The sequence below is a fragment of the Bradyrhizobium tunisiense genome (genome assembly GCF_042263385.1).
In the GTDB taxonomy this organism is placed as follows: domain Bacteria; phylum Pseudomonadota; class Alphaproteobacteria; order Rhizobiales; family Xanthobacteraceae; genus Bradyrhizobium; species Bradyrhizobium tunisiense.
The window spans coordinates 1,040,610-1,057,273 of sequence record NZ_JBHLEV010000003.1; the positions used below are offsets into that span (position 1 = coordinate 1,040,610).

Annotated in this window: 15 protein-coding genes; 9 read left to right on the plus strand and 6 right to left on the minus strand. The window is 65.4% G+C overall.

Annotated elements, in window-relative coordinates; translation table 11 throughout:
• Positions 1-196 precede the first annotated feature (196 nt).
• Positions 197-370 (plus strand): DUF1328 domain-containing protein, encoded by a 174-nt coding sequence (locus ACFDR6_RS18265; protein ID WP_008556598.1) that lies wholly within the window; start codon positions 197-199, stop codon positions 368-370.
• 3 nt (positions 371-373) lie between these two features.
• Here ACFDR6_RS18265 and ACFDR6_RS18270 read toward each other — a convergent pair whose 3' ends face one another.
• Positions 374-880 carry a thioesterase family protein gene (locus ACFDR6_RS18270; protein WP_317242558.1) on the minus strand — a complete coding sequence of 169 codons (507 nt, stop codon included), beginning with the start codon at positions 878-880 and terminating at the stop codon, positions 374-376.
• Between the two features lie 85 nt (positions 881-965).
• Here ACFDR6_RS18270 and ACFDR6_RS18275 point away from each other — a divergent pair, with 85 nt between their 5' ends.
• From ACFDR6_RS18275 to ACFDR6_RS18285, 3 genes are all read left to right on the plus strand, one after another.
• Complete coding sequence (locus ACFDR6_RS18275) at positions 966-2,390, plus strand: FAD-binding oxidoreductase (RefSeq protein ID WP_375859063.1); 1,425 nt, start codon at positions 966-968, stop codon at positions 2,388-2,390.
• Positions 2,391-2,493: 103 nt separating this feature from the next.
• Positions 2,494-3,786 (plus strand): Spy/CpxP family protein refolding chaperone, encoded by a 1,293-nt coding sequence (locus ACFDR6_RS18280; protein WP_375859064.1) that lies wholly within the window; start codon positions 2,494-2,496, stop codon positions 3,784-3,786.
• Between the two features lie 55 nt (positions 3,787-3,841).
• The gene (locus tag ACFDR6_RS18285) at positions 3,842-4,207 is read left to right on the plus strand and encodes a hypothetical protein (protein ID WP_375859065.1); all 366 of its coding nucleotides are present in this window, start codon (positions 3,842-3,844) and stop codon (positions 4,205-4,207) included.
• Positions 4,208-4,308: 101 nt separating this feature from the next.
• On the opposite strand, the gene ACFDR6_RS18290 is transcribed toward ACFDR6_RS18285, so the two are convergent.
• The gene (locus ACFDR6_RS18290; protein ID WP_375859066.1) at positions 4,309-5,790 is read right to left on the minus strand and encodes a caspase family protein; all 1,482 of its coding nucleotides are present in this window, start codon (positions 5,788-5,790) and stop codon (positions 4,309-4,311) included.
• A gap of 307 nt (positions 5,791-6,097) precedes the next feature.
• On the opposite strand from ACFDR6_RS18290, the gene ACFDR6_RS18295 reads away from it, so the two are divergent.
• Positions 6,098-7,075 (plus strand): hydroxyacid dehydrogenase, encoded by a 978-nt coding sequence (locus tag ACFDR6_RS18295; protein ID WP_375859067.1) that lies wholly within the window; start codon positions 6,098-6,100, stop codon positions 7,073-7,075.
• Here the strand turns inward: ACFDR6_RS18295 and ACFDR6_RS18300 are convergent.
• Positions 7,072-8,238 carry an ABC transporter substrate-binding protein gene (locus ACFDR6_RS18300; protein ID WP_212080657.1) on the minus strand — a complete coding sequence of 389 codons (1,167 nt, stop codon included), beginning with the start codon at positions 8,236-8,238 and terminating at the stop codon, positions 7,072-7,074. The two genes, ACFDR6_RS18295 and ACFDR6_RS18300, sit on opposite strands and share 4 nt — an antisense overlap.
• Positions 8,239-8,525: 287 nt before the next feature.
• On the opposite strand from ACFDR6_RS18300, the gene ACFDR6_RS18305 reads away from it, so the two are divergent.
• From ACFDR6_RS18305 to ACFDR6_RS18320, 4 genes are all read left to right on the plus strand, one after another.
• The gene (locus ACFDR6_RS18305; RefSeq protein WP_375859068.1) at positions 8,526-10,958 is read left to right on the plus strand and encodes a bifunctional diguanylate cyclase/phosphodiesterase; all 2,433 of its coding nucleotides are present in this window, start codon (positions 8,526-8,528) and stop codon (positions 10,956-10,958) included.
• Positions 10,959-11,105: 147 nt separating this feature from the next.
• Positions 11,106-12,404: an MFS transporter gene (locus tag ACFDR6_RS18310; RefSeq protein WP_375859069.1), complete on the plus strand. Its 1,299-nt coding sequence runs from the start codon at positions 11,106-11,108 to the stop codon at positions 12,402-12,404.
• Positions 12,405-12,563: 159 nt separating this feature from the next.
• On the plus strand, positions 12,564-15,149 hold the full coding sequence (locus ACFDR6_RS18315) for an EAL domain-containing protein (RefSeq protein ID WP_375859070.1): 2,586 nt from the start codon (positions 12,564-12,566) through the stop codon (positions 15,147-15,149).
• Positions 15,150-15,380: 231 nt separating this feature from the next.
• Positions 15,381-15,626, plus strand: a complete 246-nt coding sequence (locus tag ACFDR6_RS18320) for a tautomerase family protein (protein ID WP_375859133.1) — start codon at positions 15,381-15,383, stop codon at positions 15,624-15,626.
• Between the two features lie 195 nt (positions 15,627-15,821).
• Here the strand turns inward: ACFDR6_RS18320 and ACFDR6_RS18325 are convergent, their stop codons facing one another.
• The 3 genes from ACFDR6_RS18325 to ACFDR6_RS18335 form a co-directional block, all read right to left on the minus strand.
• On the minus strand, positions 15,822-16,043 hold the full coding sequence (locus tag ACFDR6_RS18325) for a hypothetical protein (RefSeq protein ID WP_317242565.1): 222 nt from the start codon (positions 16,041-16,043) through the stop codon (positions 15,822-15,824).
• A gap of 50 nt (positions 16,044-16,093) precedes the next feature.
• Positions 16,094-16,336, minus strand: a complete 243-nt coding sequence (locus ACFDR6_RS18330) for a transcriptional regulator (protein ID WP_375859071.1) — start codon at positions 16,334-16,336, stop codon at positions 16,094-16,096.
• A 97-nt stretch (positions 16,337-16,433) separates the two neighbouring features.
• On the minus strand, positions 16,434-16,643 hold the full coding sequence (locus tag ACFDR6_RS18335) for a cold-shock protein (RefSeq protein WP_212080790.1): 210 nt from the start codon (positions 16,641-16,643) through the stop codon (positions 16,434-16,436).
• Positions 16,644-16,664 lie beyond the last annotated feature (21 nt).

The following is a 16,664-nucleotide window of genomic DNA, read 5'->3' on the forward strand; positions in this document are numbered from 1 at the left end:
TTAACAGGGATTGGTGCCTATATGGGGCGGCCGAACGAGGTTTTCCACGTGCGCGGCAAGCCAATTTGTTCCTGCAGGCCCTGCGAATTTCCATCCTGTGCCGGCCGGAACCATCGTTCCGGCGTCGAGATTGTCTGGACAGGTGGTGCGGTCAGCCGCGCCAGACGCAAACGGACATCAAGACGAGGGTTTGACCATGCTTGGCTGGGTTGTGACGTTTCTGGTTATCGCGCTGATCGCCGGCATTCTAGGCTTCGGCGGCATCGCCGGCGCTTCGATCGAGATCGCCAAGATCATCTTCTTCATCGCGGTTGTTCTGTTCCTGGTCTCGGCCGTGGTGGGCTTGGCGCGCGGCCGCAACAGGATATAGCGCTTACCGCTTCGAGGGCATCGCCACGTTCCGGCCGATGCCCTCGGGCCGCGGTGCGGCGCTGTGGGCCTTTGTCACCGCAGCGATACGCTCGCGAATATCGAGCGGAAGCGGCGCGACGCGCCGCGTAGTCATATCCATATGCAGCGACATGTTCTCGGAAGTCGCCGAGAGCCAGCCTTCGCTGGCATGCCGCATCTCCTCGAACGTGTGGAGCCGCTTGTCGTCGGCCTCCAGCAACCAGACGAAGATCTGCACGGGATCGCCGAGGTGGATTTCGCGCAAATAGCGCACGTGGCATTCGGCGGTGAAGCTCGAGCCGCCTCGCTCCTTCATGTAGGCCGGCCCCATCCCGAGCTCGAGCCAAAGCTGGTCGATCGCACGGTCGAACATCACGTTGTAATAGGCCATGTTCAGATGGCCGTTATAGTCGATCCATTGCGGCTCGATCTGCATGATCGCGGCGCGGAACGGCTCTGCTTTCGGCGTTGAGGCTGCAGTCTCCGGCATATGTTCTTCCCTAGCCATGCGTCCGGTCGCTTGACTTGACCGGTTTTATGTCCTTTGCCACGGTTCTTCTGTCGGGAGGAATTCCGTGGGCACCACCATCACCAATAATCCGCCGAGGCCGGAGCCGAAAGCCCTCGCGAGCGCGCTGGAGCAGCTTGCCGCACGCTTCGGCAACCGCCTGATCACCTCGCAGGCCGTCCGCGAGCAGCACGGCCATACCACCACTTGGCTCCCCAACCAGCCGCCTGATGGGGTGGTGATGGCGCAGGAGACCGCCGACATCCAGGACGTGGTGCGGATCTGCGCTAAGAATCGTGTGCCCGTCATTCCCTTCGGCACCGGCACCTCGCTCGAAGGCCAGGTCAACGCACCCGCCGGCGGTATCTCGATTGATCTGCGCGACATGAACAAGGTGCTGGCAGTGCATGCCGAGGACCTCGACTGCGTGATCGAGCCCGGCGTCACCCGCAAGGCGCTGAACGAGCATCTGCGCGACCAGGGCCTGTTCTTCCCGATTGATCCCGGCGCGGATGCCTCTCTCGGCGGCATGGCCTCGACCCGCGCCTCCGGCACCAATGCGGTCCGCTACGGCACCATGCGCGACAGCGTGCTGGCACTGAAGGTGGTGCGCGGAGACGGCGAGATCATTACGACGGGCACGCGCGCCAAGAAATCATCCGCGGGCTACGACCTCACGCATCTGTTCGTTGGGGCCGAAGGCACGCTCGGCATCATCTCGGAGCTGACCATCCGCCTCCGCGGCATTCCCGAGACGATCGCGGCCGGTGCGGTGTCGTTCGAGAGCGTGCACGGCGCCTGTCAGGCCGTGATCCTGGCGATCCAGACCGGTATTCCCGTGGCGCGCATCGAGTTGCTCAACGCCGCGCAAGTGCAGGCCTGCAACGCCTATTCCAAGCTTACGCTGCCGGAGACGCCGCTGCTCTTGATGGAATTCCACGGCAGTGAGATCGAGGTCGCCGAGCAGTCCAAGGCCTTCGGCGAGATCGCGAAGGACTGCGGCGGCGGTGATTTCTCCTGGACCACCAAGCCGGAGGACCGCACGAAACTGTGGCAGGCACGGCACGATGCCTATTGGTCGGTGAAGGCGCTGCGGCCCGGTGACAGCATCGGCGTGGTTGCGACCGATGTCTGCGTGCCGATTTCACGGCTCGCCGATTGCGTCAGCGAGACTGAGGAGGATCTCAAGCGCCTCAATCTGCTGTCGCCGATCGTCGGCCATGTCGGCGACGGCAATTTTCATTGCTCGCTGGTCTGCGACACCAACGACGCGGGCGAGATGGCGCGCGGCGAGGAGTTCATGCATCGCCTGGTGGAACGCGCGCAGGCGATGGACGGCACCTGCACCGGCGAGCACGGCATCGGCCAGGGCAAGCAGAAATACCTCAAGGCCGAGCTAGGTCCTGAAGCGCTGGATGCGATGCGGGCGCTCAAAAAGGCGCTCGATCCGCTCAATATTTTCAACCCCGGCAAGATCGTACCGGAGGTGTAGCGCCAGCGAACCGTGGGAACCGGGAACTTTCGGCAATCCCGCCGGTTCCAATTCCCGCCAAGTTCCGATGCCTCAATGGCACGGCTTTGCGCGGGAGGGTGCGATGGTGCGACCGGTCATGGGAATAGCCGCTGTGGTGTTTGCCTGCATGCTGGCGGGCGCGGCGTTCGCGAAGGGCGGTCATGGCGGTGGTCATGGCGGGGGTCATGGAGGCGGGCGCGGCGGCGGCCACCACGGCGGCCATTTCCGCGGTCACGGCGGCGGGCACGCGCATGGCGGACATCATCGCGCGGTCCGGTTCACGACCGGCGCACGGCGCGGCGGCCCCAATTTCGGTCAGATCCGCAATGCGGCGATCCGGCCGGCAAACTTTCGCAATGCCCTGAACTCCAGCGCATTCCGCAATGGCCGGTTGATCAGCAATCCGGCGGTGCGCGCACAGCTCGTGGCCGCGGCCGCGCTGGCCGGCTGGAGCGGCGCAGGCAGCGGATGGTGGCAGCATGCCGGTGGCGGCTACGGCTGGGTTGGGCCGCTGTTCTGGCCGTTCGCCTACAATGATCTCTACGACTACACGATCTGGGGCGACGGGCTCGGCTTCTGGGGCTACGGCTATCCGGACATCTATGCCGGCCTATTCGGCCCCTATGGCTATGATCGCCTGTCGGCCTATCTGCCACAGCAGCCGCAGGGGCGGCGGCGGGCGCGCAGCGCTCCGCTCGATCAGCTCTGCGGCAGCGACCGCCGTGCCATCGTCGGTCTGCCGATCGACCAGATCGCAGCCGCGGTGCAGCCGACGGATGCGCAGGGCGCCGCTCTCGATGCGCTCGGCAATGCCTCGATCGACGCGGCAGCGCTGATCCGCACATCCTGTCCCACGCAGGCCGCAGCGACGGCGCCCGGCCGGCTCGCGGCGATGCAGCAGCGTGTCGAGGCGATGCAGAAGGCCGTCGACCTGGTCCAGCCTGCGCTCGACCAGTTCTATGGTTCGCTCACCGACGAGCAGAAGGCGCGCTTCAATGCGCTGGCCGACGATCAGCGGCGCGCGACGGCGTCGAGCAATGCGAGCGGATCGCCGGTGCAGACTTGCAGCGCGTCCGCCGCGTTCGATTGGCCCGGTGCCACTCTCGAGGAGAGGCTTCGTCCGAACGACACCCAGCGCGCTGCGCTCCAGGTGCTCCAGGACACCAGCGCCAAGGTCAGCGCATCGCTCAAGGCGGCCTGCGAGCCCAATGAGGTGATGACACCGCCGGCGCGCATGGCCGCAATCCGCAAGCGGCTCGAGCTGATGCTGGATGGTATCAAGTCGGTGCGCGCGGCGCTCGATGATTTCTACGCCACGCTGAACGACGAGCAGAAGGCGCAGTTCGAGGCGATCGGGCCGCGCCGCATCTCCTGAACACGCTTGCGAACTATGCCGACATGAAGCTGGACGAGGCGCGACGGGGGACGGGATGAGGTGGTTTGCAAGGCCGCGCCTGGCGGATATCTGGGACGAGCCGGTCCAGGGACCGATCGGCGACATCGAAGCGGCCGACCGCATCCGCAAGATCTGCCAGGATGCGGGGGTATGCGCCGAGGCCGTCGGAGCTTCCGCGCAGTCCGGCGAACGCGAACGCTATGAACGTGCGGCGCGCAACGCGATGGAGATCGCGATGAAGATCTCCGACGATCTGATGCGCGACGACGCGGTCCGCCGCATCGTCGATCTCTGCGTGAAGGCCGACGATATCAAGACCGCCCAGATCCTGTCGCGCGCAATCCAGGCCAGCTGGGTCCGCGAGGCGGTGCAGCGCGATTATCCTGCGCTAGCGCAATAGAAACCAGCACGCCGCATCACGGGTGAAGAACGTGGATGCCCGGGACAAGCCCGGGCATGACGGCCTCGTGGTATGCGCGAATGCGGTTATGCCGGACCGGCTCAGTATCTGCGGTAGTCGCCGCGATAATGGTCGCCGCCGCCGCGGCCGCCACCCATCCCGATGCCGATCCCGATACCGACGCCGATACCCTGCATGATGGCGGCGGGCGGCGGACCTGGAGGGGGCGCGCGCTCATAGACCACTTCCTCGGGCGGCGGACGGCGCTTGGGCGGCGTCTCGACCACCTTGCGCTTCGGCGGCGTGTCGTCGACGCGCTTCTTGATGATGGGCGGCACACTCGGATTGGCGGGCGTTGCCGGCGGTGTCGGCGCCGAGCACGGGCAGGTCGGCGCCATCGCGACTGCGACCGGAGCCGGCGTCGCCGCGGCGGAGACGGGCAGGCCGTAGTTGCGGTTCTGCACGCGAAGCAGCAGCCTGCGTGCGGTTGCAGCGAGGTCGCTGTTGTCCCAATTCGCAAGATACGCTTCGAACGAAGCGCGGGTGTTGATCGCGGTGGCGCGCTCCCAGGCCAGCATCTGACGGCGCCGCTCCAGCACTGTGCGCAGGCGCGGCGTGCGGGTGTCCTGTGCGTAGAGCTCGATATAGGCCTGATATGCCTCCACGGTGTCTTCGGTGATCACGAGCTCGTAGGCGACCATGGCGGGCTTGCCGCGCAATTCCTTGCGCCAGTCCTCGAGGCTGCGCGTGCCGCCGGCAAGCGCCATCGCGGATGCGCCGGGAAGAGCGGGCGTGCTGCCGCTGCTCTCGCCGAAAAACCTGAAGTCGGTGGTCAGCGAGGAGCTTTCCCAGGGGATCTGCCGTCCGTCGGTCGATTGCGCGACGGCGACGCGGATGCGCTTGAACACCTCCTCGATCGGCAGATTGGGCTGCTTGGCGACGGTCAGCACGGCCGCGGTGTAGGGGCTGTCGATGCCGTTGCCGTCCTCGGCTTCGGCGCCGGGCGAGGTCGAATAGGAGATGAAGGAGCCCGGTGCGCCGGCCTTGGTGTCGACGAGCGCAAGCCCGTGGCCGGCGCCGCTGAGCGCGGGGAACGGATTGTTGCGGCAGGCATCGAGCATGAAGATGCGCGCCCGCGTCGGCAGCGCGCCGAGCGTGTTGAGCATGTCGTTCAGCCGGACACCCTGGAGCGGAATGTCGGCCTCGCGCTTGGGATCGAGATCGACGGGAACGAGATAGTTCTCGCCGTCGATCTGCAGGCCATGGCCGGCATAGAACACCAGCGCCACGGTGTCGGCGCCGCTGGCGCTGACCTTGCCGGCGAAATCGGAGATCGCCGCGCGCATCTCATTCTGCGCCAGATTGGCGGCCGTGGTGACGGTGAAGCCGGCATTGCCGAGCAGCTCGGTCATGCCCTTGGCGTCGTTGGCGGCGTTGGGGAGTTCCGGCACCGTGCGATAGGCGGACTGGCCGATCACCAGCGCGAGCCGCGCTTCGGCGGCGGCGTCCGTCGGTGCCGTCAACAGGGTGAGCGCAAGGAAACCGGACGCAAGAAACAAACTGGAAAAGGCTGGACGGCGCATGATGTCACCTCCATTGGCAATGGGCGCAATGATGTCACTTTTTCTAGGGGGCCGCCATCAGTCCGTCTGTGCCCTGGATCACGTTCGCCGTGCGGCAAAATGGGGCAGGACGTCTACCGCGCCGGAAGCATCATTCGGGTCGATCCGTGGTGAATTGCACATCGATCCATGCTCAATTGGATTGATGCCGGCTCTGCGCGGGAGCGCTGCTGCGCGGTGACGTTCCCCTGCCCGGCTCGGCATTGCCTTCGTGCCATCGCGTTCGACAGCGCTGCCTCGCATATACGGCGACTGAAGGAGTTCTGCTGTGAAAGTCCTGCTGGCCCACACGCCTGAGATGCGGCGAAACTATTACGGCGATCGCAGCTTGAACGGCCTGCGTGCGGCCGCCGAGGTGATTCTGCACGAGGGAGAGGAGCCCTTGGACGCCACCGGCCTCGTGCGCGCGGCGAGGGAAGTCGACATCATCGTCGCCGACCGGACGACAGAAGGTCGCGGCGAGATTTTTGCGCAATTGCCCCGTTTGCGGGCCTTCGTCCGCTGTGCCGTCGACATCCGCAACGTCAATGTCGACGCCGCCTCGCAAGCCGGCGTGCTCGTGACCCGCGCGGGCCCCGGCTTCGTGCAGGCCGTGGCCGAACTCGCGCTCGGCTTCATGGTCGATCTGTCCCGCGGCGTCTCGCGCTCCACCGCCGACTACCAGGCGGGCCGCAAACCCGAGGCGCGGATGGGCCGCCAGCTCGCCGGCAGCAAGCTCGGCATCATTGGTTATGGCAGCATCGGGCGCTATCTTGCCGAGGTGGCAAAGGTGTTGCGCATGGAGGTGCTGGTCGCCGATCCCTTCGTCGATGTCAGCGATGCCGCCATCCGGCAGGTCCCGCTCGACGAGCTCCTCGCTGCGTCGGACTACGTCGTCTGTCTTGCGATTGCGAATGAGCAGACCGAAAATCTGATCGGCGAGACGGCGCTGGCGCGCATGCAGAAGCATGCAATGTTCATCAATCTTTCGCGCGGCAATCTCGTCGAAGAGGCGGCGCTGGCGCGCGCCTTGCGCGATGGTCGCATCGCCGGCGCGGCGATGGACGTCGGTCGCGCCCTCGATCAGATGCCGACGCCGGAGCTGGCGAAGCTCCCCAACGTGGTCGCCACGCCGCATGTCGGCGGGCTGACGCCGCAGGCGATCGAATACCAGTCGCTGGAAACCGTGCGGCAGGTGGACGCAATCGTCAGAGGCGTGGTCCCGCCGGGGGCGGTCAACGCCGAGCGCTGGACGCGGCGCCCCTAGAGCCGGTCCACCGCCCGGAACGTGCCGTCCTTCTGGATCACCGTCAAAAATACCTTCGGCGGCGTGTCGAGCATGCGCAGGCCGACGCTGATGATGCTGCCGCTGATGTCGAAGCGGCCGACATCGTTGATGGCGCGAAGCAGGCTTGCGCGCGTCGGCTTCGGTCCGGCCTTTTCCAGCGCCGCAGCCGCGAGGCGACCGGAGAGATAGCCTTCCAGCGACACGAAGTCCGGTGTCAGCGTCGGGTCGAACGCCTTCTGCGCTGCCTGGTAGTCGGCAACGAGCTTGAGCGAGCGATCCCACGGGAACGGCACGACTTGCGAGACGATGACGCCTTCGCCTTCGGGGCCGAGTTCCTTGGCGAGCGCAGTGGCGCCGACGAAGGAGACGTTGACGAAGGTCGGATGGAAGCCGCGGCGGTGCGCAAGCTTGATGAACTCCGCGCAGGGGCCGTAGGTCCCGACCATCACGACGGCCTCCGGTTCGGCGCGCTTGATCATTCGCCAGGCGGCCGTGACGGCGCGGGTGTTGCGCTCGAAGGTGCCTTCGGCGGCGAGCTCCAGGCCGCGCCTCGCGAGCGCGCGCTTTACGCCGGACAGACCGTCGCGGCCGAAGGAATCGTCCTGGTAGAAGATGCCGATGCGTGTGAACTTGCGATCCTCGGTGAGGTGCTTGATCCACGCTTCGGCCTCCGCACCGTAACTCGCGCGGATGTTGACGACGTTCGCAAGCTCGAGATCGCGCAGGAACTCGGCGCCGGTGAACGGCCCGATGAAGGGCACGTTCCGGGCGCTGGTGATCGAAATGGTCGCCATGGCGGTCGGCGTGCCCACTGCGCCGATCAGCGCGAATACCTTGTCGTCGTCGATCAGGCGCAACGTCTGCGCCACCGAACGGTCGGGATCGTAGCCGTCATCGCGGCTGATGAGCTGGAGCTTGCGGCCGTGGACGCCGCCCTTGGCGTTGATCTCGGTGAACGCCGCGACGATGCCTTGCCGCATGTGACGTCCGAGTGCGGAGGAGGGGCCTTCCAGTGCGGCAGCCTGGCCGAACAGGATCGCATCCTCGCTGACGCCGGCCTCGTCGGCCTTCGCCGGAAGCATGGCCGCGGTCAGGAGCGCGATGGTCAGGACGACGGATGTCGCTGATCGAAATCGATACATCGGGAGATCTTGCCGGATGGGTAAAATAAGACGTGGGCAAGATAGCTCCCGCACCTGAATAGCTCGCTAACCGGGTGCGCGCCGGCGGCCCGTAGTGTTCCGGGCAAAACCGGCAGATTGTTTCCACAACGCCGGGTCATTCACGCACTTCATTAACTAATTCACGCGTTGCATGACGACCCGGTTCCCGAAATTGTGCAGTTCTTAACCGCGGTCTTGTTCCGATAATGGCGTCGATGCCTCAACCAGAGGTTCGGCGTCGCAGACTAGGGGACGGCGGCTTCAAGATGGGCGTTCGCGATCGGAACGATCAGGATCGGAGGCGTGCGACAACCGGATGGTGGCGTGCTGCGCCGCTGCTCGGACTCTATCGCCCTGCGCTCGTCGCGGCCGGCGTCGGTCTTCTGTTCTCGGTCGTGGGCGCGGCCGCCGTCGCGCGGTGGGAAGATCGCGTCAACAGAATCGAGTTCGAGAACGCGGCCGAAACCGAAGCGATCGTCATGCAGAACGGCATGGGCGAATATATCTCCAGGCTCCTCGCGCTGCGTACGCTGTTCGAATCGACCAACGACGAAGTCACCCGCAGTGAATTCGAGACTTTCAGCGCCCGTCTGTTCGAGCGCCATCCCGGCATGCTGCGCATCGGCTGGCTGCCACGCCTCAACCGCAAGGAGCGCGCGGAATACGAGGCCGCGGCGATTTCGGACGGCGTTTCCGGCTATCGCATCAAGTCGCTTCAGGGCGAAAGCTTCGCGACTGCGCCGCAGAGCGACGAATATTTTCCGGTGTTCTACTCGACCCAGCCGAAGACCTCGTCGGTCTACGGCATGGACTACGGCACCGTTCCGGAGCGCCGCGCGATCCTGGAGCGCGCGCGCGACAACGATAGGGTCGCAGCCATTCGCACGCGCCTGTTCGAGCCGAGGGAGGGGGGCAGGCTGCCCGATGTCCTCGTTGCCGTTCCCGTCTACGCCAAGGGAACCTCGCGCGAGACGGTCGCGGACCGTCGCCGCAATCTCTCCGGCTTCGTCATCGGCATTTTCGATCTGCCGCTGCTGATTCAGTCCATTCGCGTGTCGACCGGAGCAAGCTCCGCGGTCAGCATGAACGTCTATCCGCCCTTTATCGGCCAGATCATCAGCCTGGAGCAGATGTTGCCCGACTATTCGTCGGCGGCGACGGCGCCGCAGTCGATGCGGGATGTCGCGCGGGCGCTTCATTGGTCGGGTAGTCTCAAGATCGGCGATACCGATTGGCAGGTGCGGGCGGTGCCAACTGCCGGCGGTCCGCTGGAGACGACTTATGATCGCGCGGGCGCGGTGCTGATCGTCGGCATGCTGCTGACGCTGTCGCTGTCGACCTATCTGATGCTCGCCAGCCGCAATTCGCGGCGGCTGACGCTCGCCAACCGGCGGGTGCTCGAGCTCGCCCAGACCGACATTCTGACCGGACTGCCGAACCGCGCCTTCTTCCTCGCCCGGCTCGACGAGCTCAATGGGCGGCTGGAGGACGGCGCGCCGACCTTCTCGATCCTGATGCTCGACCTCGACCGCTTCAAGAACGTCAACGACTCCCTCGGTCACGGTGCCGGCGACGCGCTGCTGCGCCAGGTGGCGCAAAGGCTGAGATCGGCCGTGCACGCCGGCGACGTGCTGGCACGGCTCGGCGGCGACGAGTTCGCCATCATCCAGGAGCGGTGCCAGGATCAGCGCGCCTGCTCGACCGAGCTGGCGGGGCGGATCGCCAAGCTCTTGACCGAACCGTTCCTCCTGCCCGGTCATCGCGTCGAGATCGGCACCAGCATCGGCATCGCCGTCGCGCCGGATCACGGCCGCGACCAGGAGCAGCTTCTGAAGAAGGCGGACCTTGCGCTCTATCGTTCGAAATCGGCGGGCCGCAACTGCTTCACCATCTACGACGAGGCCATGTCGGCCGAGCTGGAGGCCCGCAACACGCTGGAGGGGGACCTGCGCGATGCGATCGCGCGCTGCCAGCTTGAGGTGCATTACCAGCCGTTCGTCGACGCCCTCAGCGGCGAGCGGCACGGCTTCGAGGCCCTGGTGCGCTGGCGGCATCCGACACGCGGCCTGATCCCTCCGGACCAGTTCATTTCGCTCGCTGAGGAGACCGGGCTGATCGTGCCGCTCGGCGAGTTCGTGCTGCGGCGCGCCTGCGCGGACGCGGCCGGCTGGCCTCCCGGCCTTTCGGTCGCGGTCAACCTGTCGCCGATCCAGTTCAAGGAAGCCGAGTTGTTCGAGATGATCTGCGCGGCACTCGCCGATTCCGGCCTGCCGCCCCAGCGGCTCGAGATCGAGATCACGGAATCCGTGCTGCTGGAGCGCGGCAGCGAGAACCACGACTTCATGCAGCGATTGAAGCAGCTCGGCATCGAGCTCGCGCTCGACGATTTCGGCACCGGCTATTCCTCGCTGAGCTATCTGACGGCGTTCCCGTTCGACAAGATCAAGATCGACAAGTCGTTCATCCGCAACCTCACACATCAGCCGCGCAGCTCCGCCATCATCTCCGCGATCGTGACGCTGGCGCGCGGGCTGGACATGTCGGTCACCGCGGAAGGCGTCGAAACCCGCGAGGAGTTCGATCGGCTGAAGGCGCTCGGCGTCAACTTTGCGCAAGGTTATCTGTTCGGTCGCCCGCAGCCGATCGAGCGGATCCTGTTCGACGAACCCGTCAAGTCGCCACGCCGCGACGCCGCCTGAGGGGGCGCCTCGTCCTTCGAGACGGGCGCTGACGCGCCTCCATCATGTCCGACTGTTGCGCGCCAAAGCGGCATCACGCGAAAATAGCTTGACCCGGACACCCTCAGATGGTCGGAAGGACCGTCCAGGGATGAAATAAACAAAACAATGCGGCTTCCGTTCTTCTACGGCTGGGTCGTGGTCGTCGTGACCTTCGTCACCATGGCCATCGGCGTCAACGCGCGTACCGCCTTTTCGCTGTTCTTTCCTCCCATCATCTCCGAATTCGGCTGGGAGCGCGGCATCACCGCCGGTGCCTTCTCATTCGGTTTCGTGGTGTCGGGTGTGGTCAGTCCGCTGATCGGCCGCCTGATGGATCGCGCCGGCCCGCGCGCGGTGATGGAGCTCGGTGTCGTGCTGATGGGCGGCGGGTTGTTGCTTGCGCCGCTCACGAGCACGCCCTGGCATCTCTATGTCACCATCGGCGTCATGGTCGGTGCCGGCTCGGTGTGTCTCGGCTATTCCGGCCAGTCACTATTTCTGCCGAACTGGTTCATCCGCAAACGCGGCTTCGCCATCGGCATTGCCTTTGCCGGCGTGGGCATCGGCTCGGTGACGCTGCTGCCGTGGGTGCAACTCATGATCGAACAGACCGGCTGGCGCACCGCCTGCACCGCGATGGGGCTGCTCATCCTGGTCGTGCTGGCGCCGATCAATTTGTTGCTGCACAAACGACCCGAGGATATCGGCCTGCAGCCGGACGGCGATGCCGCTCCAGTTGCGGGAGCGGCATCGCCCGTCTCCAATATCGTCGATCCGGTCTGGGTCGGCACCGAATGGACACTGAAGCGCGCCGTGGCGACCGCGCGGTTCTGGTGGATCGCGCTCGGCTATTTCTGCGGTCTGTACATCTGGTACGCGGTGCAGGTGCACCAGACCAAATTCCTGCTCGACATCGGCTTCAGCCCTGGCGTCGCGGTGTGGGCGCTCGGCATCGTCAGCCTGCTCGGCATTCCCGGCCAGATCCTGCTCGGCCATGTCTCCGACCGGATCGGGCGGGAATGGGTCTGGGCGATTAGCTGCGCCGGCTTTGCGATCTGCTTTGCCGCGCTGATGGCACTGAAGTTTCAGCCGTCGCTCTGGCTGGTCTACGTGATGGTGTTTGCGCAAGGTGCGCTGGGCTACGGCCTCACCTCGATCATGGGCGCGGTGGTGTTCGAGATTTTTCAGGGCAGGCATCAGGGCAGCATTTTCGGTACGATCATGCTGGCGGCGCTGGCGGGCGGTGCCGCCGGTCCCTGGGTGACCGGCGTCCTCTACGATCGCGCCGGCGACTACACGCTCGCCTTCGGCATCGCGATCGTCGTGAGCGGATTGTCGGCGCTCTCGATCTGGCAGGCTGCGCCGCGCAAGGTGCGGGCCGTTGCCGGCCGGCTGCACAAGCTCCAGGGCCGAGCCGCCGAGTAGGTTCCAGACGCGCTGCATTGCCTGTGTCTGTTTCGCCGAACGTTAAGCACGTGGCAGCAATGGCGAATGCAGCCGGGATTGCAAAAACGTCTTGGACACCTTCCGCGCGTTAACGTCGGGTCATTGCCGCTTCTTCCCGATGCTCTCACGGTCCAAATGATGTCTGCCTCCGATTGCCTCGTGACGGAAATGCCGGGCGTGCTGCTGGCCGCGCTGGAACGCACCGACGATGCCATCATCATCGTCGACGGCGCGCGGCGCGTTACGCATTTCAACGCCGGCGCCGAGCGGATCTGGAAGCTGGCGCGCACCGACGTGCTCGGCCGCGATGCCGGCATTCTCACCTTGAAGTGTCTTCAGGACGATTCGATCGCGGAGTTCCGCGACGAGATCAGCCTCACACGTCCCGATGGCAGCCGGATACGGGCGGCCATCTCGCTTTCTTCGGTCGCAAGCGGCGGCGTGACCCATCGCGTCGTGTTCGCGCGCGACGTGACCACCGAAGCCGAACGCCGCGCGCGGATCGCGCTGCTCGACGCCGTCTCGGACCAGACCAACCGCGCCGTGCTCATCACGGACACCCAGCTCGGCATCCGCTACACCAATGCGGCGTTCACCACGCTGTTCGGCTATTCCCCCGCGGAAGCCGAGGGGCGGCGGGTGACCGATCTGCTGGCCGGCCCTCACACCAACCGCAAAGCGCTGACGCGGCTCGGACGGCGTCTCATCAAGGGCGGTCCGGGCGGTGAAGCCGAGGTCCTGACCTATACCAAGGACGGCGAGGAGATCTGGGTCAGCGCCCGGATCGATGCCTTCCGCGACAGGAAGGGCCGGGTCAAGCATATCTTCGCGCTGCTCGATGACATCACCGAGACCAAGCAGCTGCGCTCGCTCCAGCAGCTCATCATGAGCGCGCTCGCCGACGAGGTGCCGATCGGCGAGATCGCCGACCGGCTCTGCCGCCGTGTCGAGGAGATCGCGCCCGACGTCGTCTGTTCGCTGCTCCACATCGATGCCGCCGGCCTGATCCATCCGCTCGGCGGCCCCAGCCTGCCCGAGGACTATTCCCGCGCATTGGACGGTGTCGTGATTGGCCCCAATGTCGGCTCTTGCGGCACCGCCGCCTTCTATGGCGAACCAGTGCTGGCGACCGATCTCGAGACCGATCCGCGCTGGCAGCCGTACAAGGCGATGCCGCTCGCGATCGGTCTGCGGGCCTGCTGGTCGACCCCGGTCAAGGCCAAGGACGGCCGCGTCATCGCGACCTTCGCCTTCTACTATCGGGAGCCGCGCGCGCCCAGCAATTGGCACCGGCGCATCGTCGAGGCCTGCGTCAATCTCGGTGCCTTCGCGATCGAGCGCAAGGAAGCGCGCGCCGAGATCGCACGGCTCGCCTATCACGACATCCTCACCGGCCTGCCGAACCGTGCGCAGCTGCGGCACCTCATCACCACCGCAATCGACGCGTGCCCGACCGGCAGCCATGTGGCGCTGGCCTTCCTGGACGTCGATCATTTCAAGGACGTCAACGATACGCTGGGTCACGCCGCCGGCGACGAGTTGCTGATCCAGCTCGCCCAGCGCCTGCGCGAGCAGATCGGGCCCGGAGACATGCTGGGCCGGCTCGGCGGCGATGAATTCGTCATCCTGCTGCCGCAACGCAACGCGCAAGACGCCGAGCGCGTCGCAGCCGGGATCACGGAAGCGCTCGCCGCACCCTTACGGCTCGGATCGAAGCTGATGCCGATGTCGGCCAGCATCGGCATCAGCCTCTATCCCGATCATGCTACCGACATTGACACCTTGATGCAGCAGGCCGACGCCGCGATGTACATGGCCAAGCAGGCCGGGCGCTCGACCCATCGCCTGTTCTGCGCCGAGATGAACGGGCTCGCCGAGCAGCGCCTGGCACTGATCGCAGCGCTCCGCCGCGCCATCGCGGAAGGCGCGCTGAGCCTGAGTTATCAGCCGCAGATCCGCAGTTGCGACGGCGCCATTCACGGCGTCGAGGCACTCTCGCGCTGGCGCGATGCCGTGCTCGGCGACGTCTCGCCTGCAAGGTTCATCCCGCTGGCCGAGGAGTGCGGCCTGATCGAGCAGATCGGCCTGTGGTCGGTGCGCGAGGCCTGCCGCCAGATGGCGAGCTGGCGCCGCGCCGGACTCAGCATTCCCTGCGTCTCGGTGAACCTGTCGCCGATCAATTTCCGTAACGTCACGCTGGCCGCGCGGCTCAAGGACATCCTCGCCGAATACGACCTGCCGGCCGACGCCCTGATGCTGGAGATCACCGAAGGCGCGTTCATGCAGGACGGCGTCGCCGCGCTGGAGACCATGAACGCGATTCGCGAGCTCGGTGTCGGCCTCGCCGTCGACGATTTCGGCACAGGCTATTCGAGCCTCAGCCGGCTTGCGCATCTGCCGATCCGCGAATTGAAGATCGACCGCAGCTTCATGCGCGACATCGAGAACGACGCGGGCGCGCTCGCGATTGCCACCGCCGTGGTCCGCGTCGGCCAAGGCCTCGGCATGACCGTCGTCGCCGAGGGCGTCGAGACCGAAGGCCAGCGCAAGACGCTGGCCGAGCTCGGCTGCGACGTCGTGCAAGGCTTCCTCTACGCCCCCGCGCTTCCTCCCGTTGCCTTCGAGCGCTGGCTGATCGAGCACTGCACCGAGCAGGCAAGGGCGATGCTGGGCCGGCTTGATGTTGCGGCGGCGGGGAGTGACGAGGTGAGGCGGTCGGCTTAGGCCTTGGGGGCGTGTTGCTCGGGAACCAGAGATCGGATATCTCCGCGCATCGAATGATGCGTATCGGGCCTGACAAGACAGATGCCGTTCAACCGACTTCACGTCCCGCTGGAATTGGCGACTGAGACATGCCAAGCCATCAATGCGTGCCTCCATGCAAGTCTCGTGGCCACCTGCGGCGTCAGTCCGGACGACGACTTTTGCTTGATCTCGCGGTACCCTCCAGGCGAGATGATCTGTCATCCGACGTTCTTGGGGCGACGCGATCCGAACTCGACCGTCGTCATTGAAATCACGTTGCTTGAGGGCCGCTCCGACGTGCAAAAGGAAGCCTTGTACAAGGACGTTCGCGGTCGACTGGCCAAGATCGGCTTTGATCCAGCCAATTCGATCGTCTTCCTGACGGAGAACAAGCGATCGACTGGTCTTTCAGCGAAGCTGGATCCGTCAAGTCGGTTCTCGGCCTGTAGTCGATAATCAGCCGTTCCGGGATCGAACGGGAGTCCGCTTCGCCGGGAATGGATTCCATCAAACGTTGGCCACCCTCACTCCGCCGCGAATTCCCATCAGCAGAGTTCAGGATTCGCGCCTTGAGAGCGATGCTGTCTGCGAGAGAGTTCGACCGGTCAACTGCGACCGGCGAAAGTGCTCATGCTCACGTCTTCGCTCCGACTAGAACATCGAAAGCACGACAATCCCGTCTTCGAGCTCTCCCGAAGCAAGGCGCGCCCGGGCCATACGCTCGAACTCCGTTCGATGCTTCTGCAAATAGCTGAAGGCCTGCTTCTGCGTGTTGAATGTCGTGGCAAGCCGGCACAACTGCCGATCTGCGCCGGACGCGAGAAAGAAGGTGATGGTTCCGTGGTCTGGTTTGATTCTAGGCACGATCTGCACTCTCCGGCATGTGAGCGGCCCCCCAAATTCCGGTGGCGGTCTGAAGACGACTAGCGCGCCGGCTTCCGTGAACGCTTCTTGAGTGCTGCTGCCGGCGAGGCGAGCCGAAGAGCTTCGTCTGCCGCTTCCTTGGCCTCGCGCGCCTCTCGGAGGCGCGCCATGTTCTTGCGAACATCGACGGCCTGCCTTTCGGCATCGGCCATGGCCTGCGCTCCGTCTTCAGCGGCCAGGCGCCGGCGGACGGACCGCGCGACGCTTTCGGGTGACGGCTCTGCCGGCTTCTTGGTGCTCATCGCTCGCCCGGCTCCGAAAACGACTAAACCCGCTCAATCCTGGGATTGAGCGGGCAGGGCGGCCGTTTCAGTACATCCGTGAAACGGCGCCACGATATCAAGCCAGCGAGAGGTTCTCGGCGCTGACTTTGCCTCGCATCTTGTCGGTCTTGGCCTCGAAATTGACCTGTTGGCCCTCAGCGAGACCTGCAAGACCGGCCTTTTCAACGGCGCTGATGTGAACGAACACATCGTTGCCGCCGTCGTTCGGCTGAATGAAACCGAAGCCCTTTTGGCCATTGAACCACTTCACAGTACCTGTCGCCATCTTCTTCTCCAAAGCGCGCAA

What these genes read in the sequence shown, in the direction of transcription:
- ACFDR6_RS18290 (WP_375859066.1), bottom strand. Translation starts at nt 5,790, where the DNA reads ATGCGCCGTCCAGCCTTTTCCAGTTTGTTTCTTGCGTCCGGTTTCCTT.
- ACFDR6_RS18280 (WP_375859064.1), top strand. Translation starts at nt 2,494, where the DNA reads ATGGTGCGACCGGTCATGGGAATAGCCGCTGTGGTGTTTGCCTGCATG.
- ACFDR6_RS18270 (WP_317242558.1), bottom strand. Translation starts at nt 880, where the DNA reads ATGCCGGAGACTGCAGCCTCAACGCCGAAAGCAGAGCCGTTCCGCGCC.
- ACFDR6_RS18320 (WP_375859133.1), top strand. Translation starts at nt 15,381, where the DNA reads ATGATCTGTCATCCGACGTTCTTGGGGCGACGCGATCCGAACTCGACC.
- ACFDR6_RS18265 (WP_008556598.1), top strand. Translation starts at nt 197, where the DNA reads ATGCTTGGCTGGGTTGTGACGTTTCTGGTTATCGCGCTGATCGCCGGC.
- ACFDR6_RS18335 (WP_212080790.1), bottom strand. Translation starts at nt 16,643, where the DNA reads ATGGCGACAGGTACTGTGAAGTGGTTCAATGGCCAAAAGGGCTTCGGT.
- ACFDR6_RS18330 (WP_375859071.1), bottom strand. Translation starts at nt 16,336, where the DNA reads ATGAGCACCAAGAAGCCGGCAGAGCCGTCACCCGAAAGCGTCGCGCGG.
- ACFDR6_RS18315 (WP_375859070.1), top strand. Translation starts at nt 12,564, where the DNA reads ATGTCTGCCTCCGATTGCCTCGTGACGGAAATGCCGGGCGTGCTGCTG.
- ACFDR6_RS18300 (WP_212080657.1), bottom strand. Translation starts at nt 8,238, where the DNA reads ATGTATCGATTTCGATCAGCGACATCCGTCGTCCTGACCATCGCGCTC.
- ACFDR6_RS18310 (WP_375859069.1), top strand. Translation starts at nt 11,106, where the DNA reads ATGCGGCTTCCGTTCTTCTACGGCTGGGTCGTGGTCGTCGTGACCTTC.
- ACFDR6_RS18305 (WP_375859068.1), top strand. Translation starts at nt 8,526, where the DNA reads ATGGGCGTTCGCGATCGGAACGATCAGGATCGGAGGCGTGCGACAACC.
- ACFDR6_RS18285 (WP_375859065.1), top strand. Translation starts at nt 3,842, where the DNA reads ATGAGGTGGTTTGCAAGGCCGCGCCTGGCGGATATCTGGGACGAGCCG.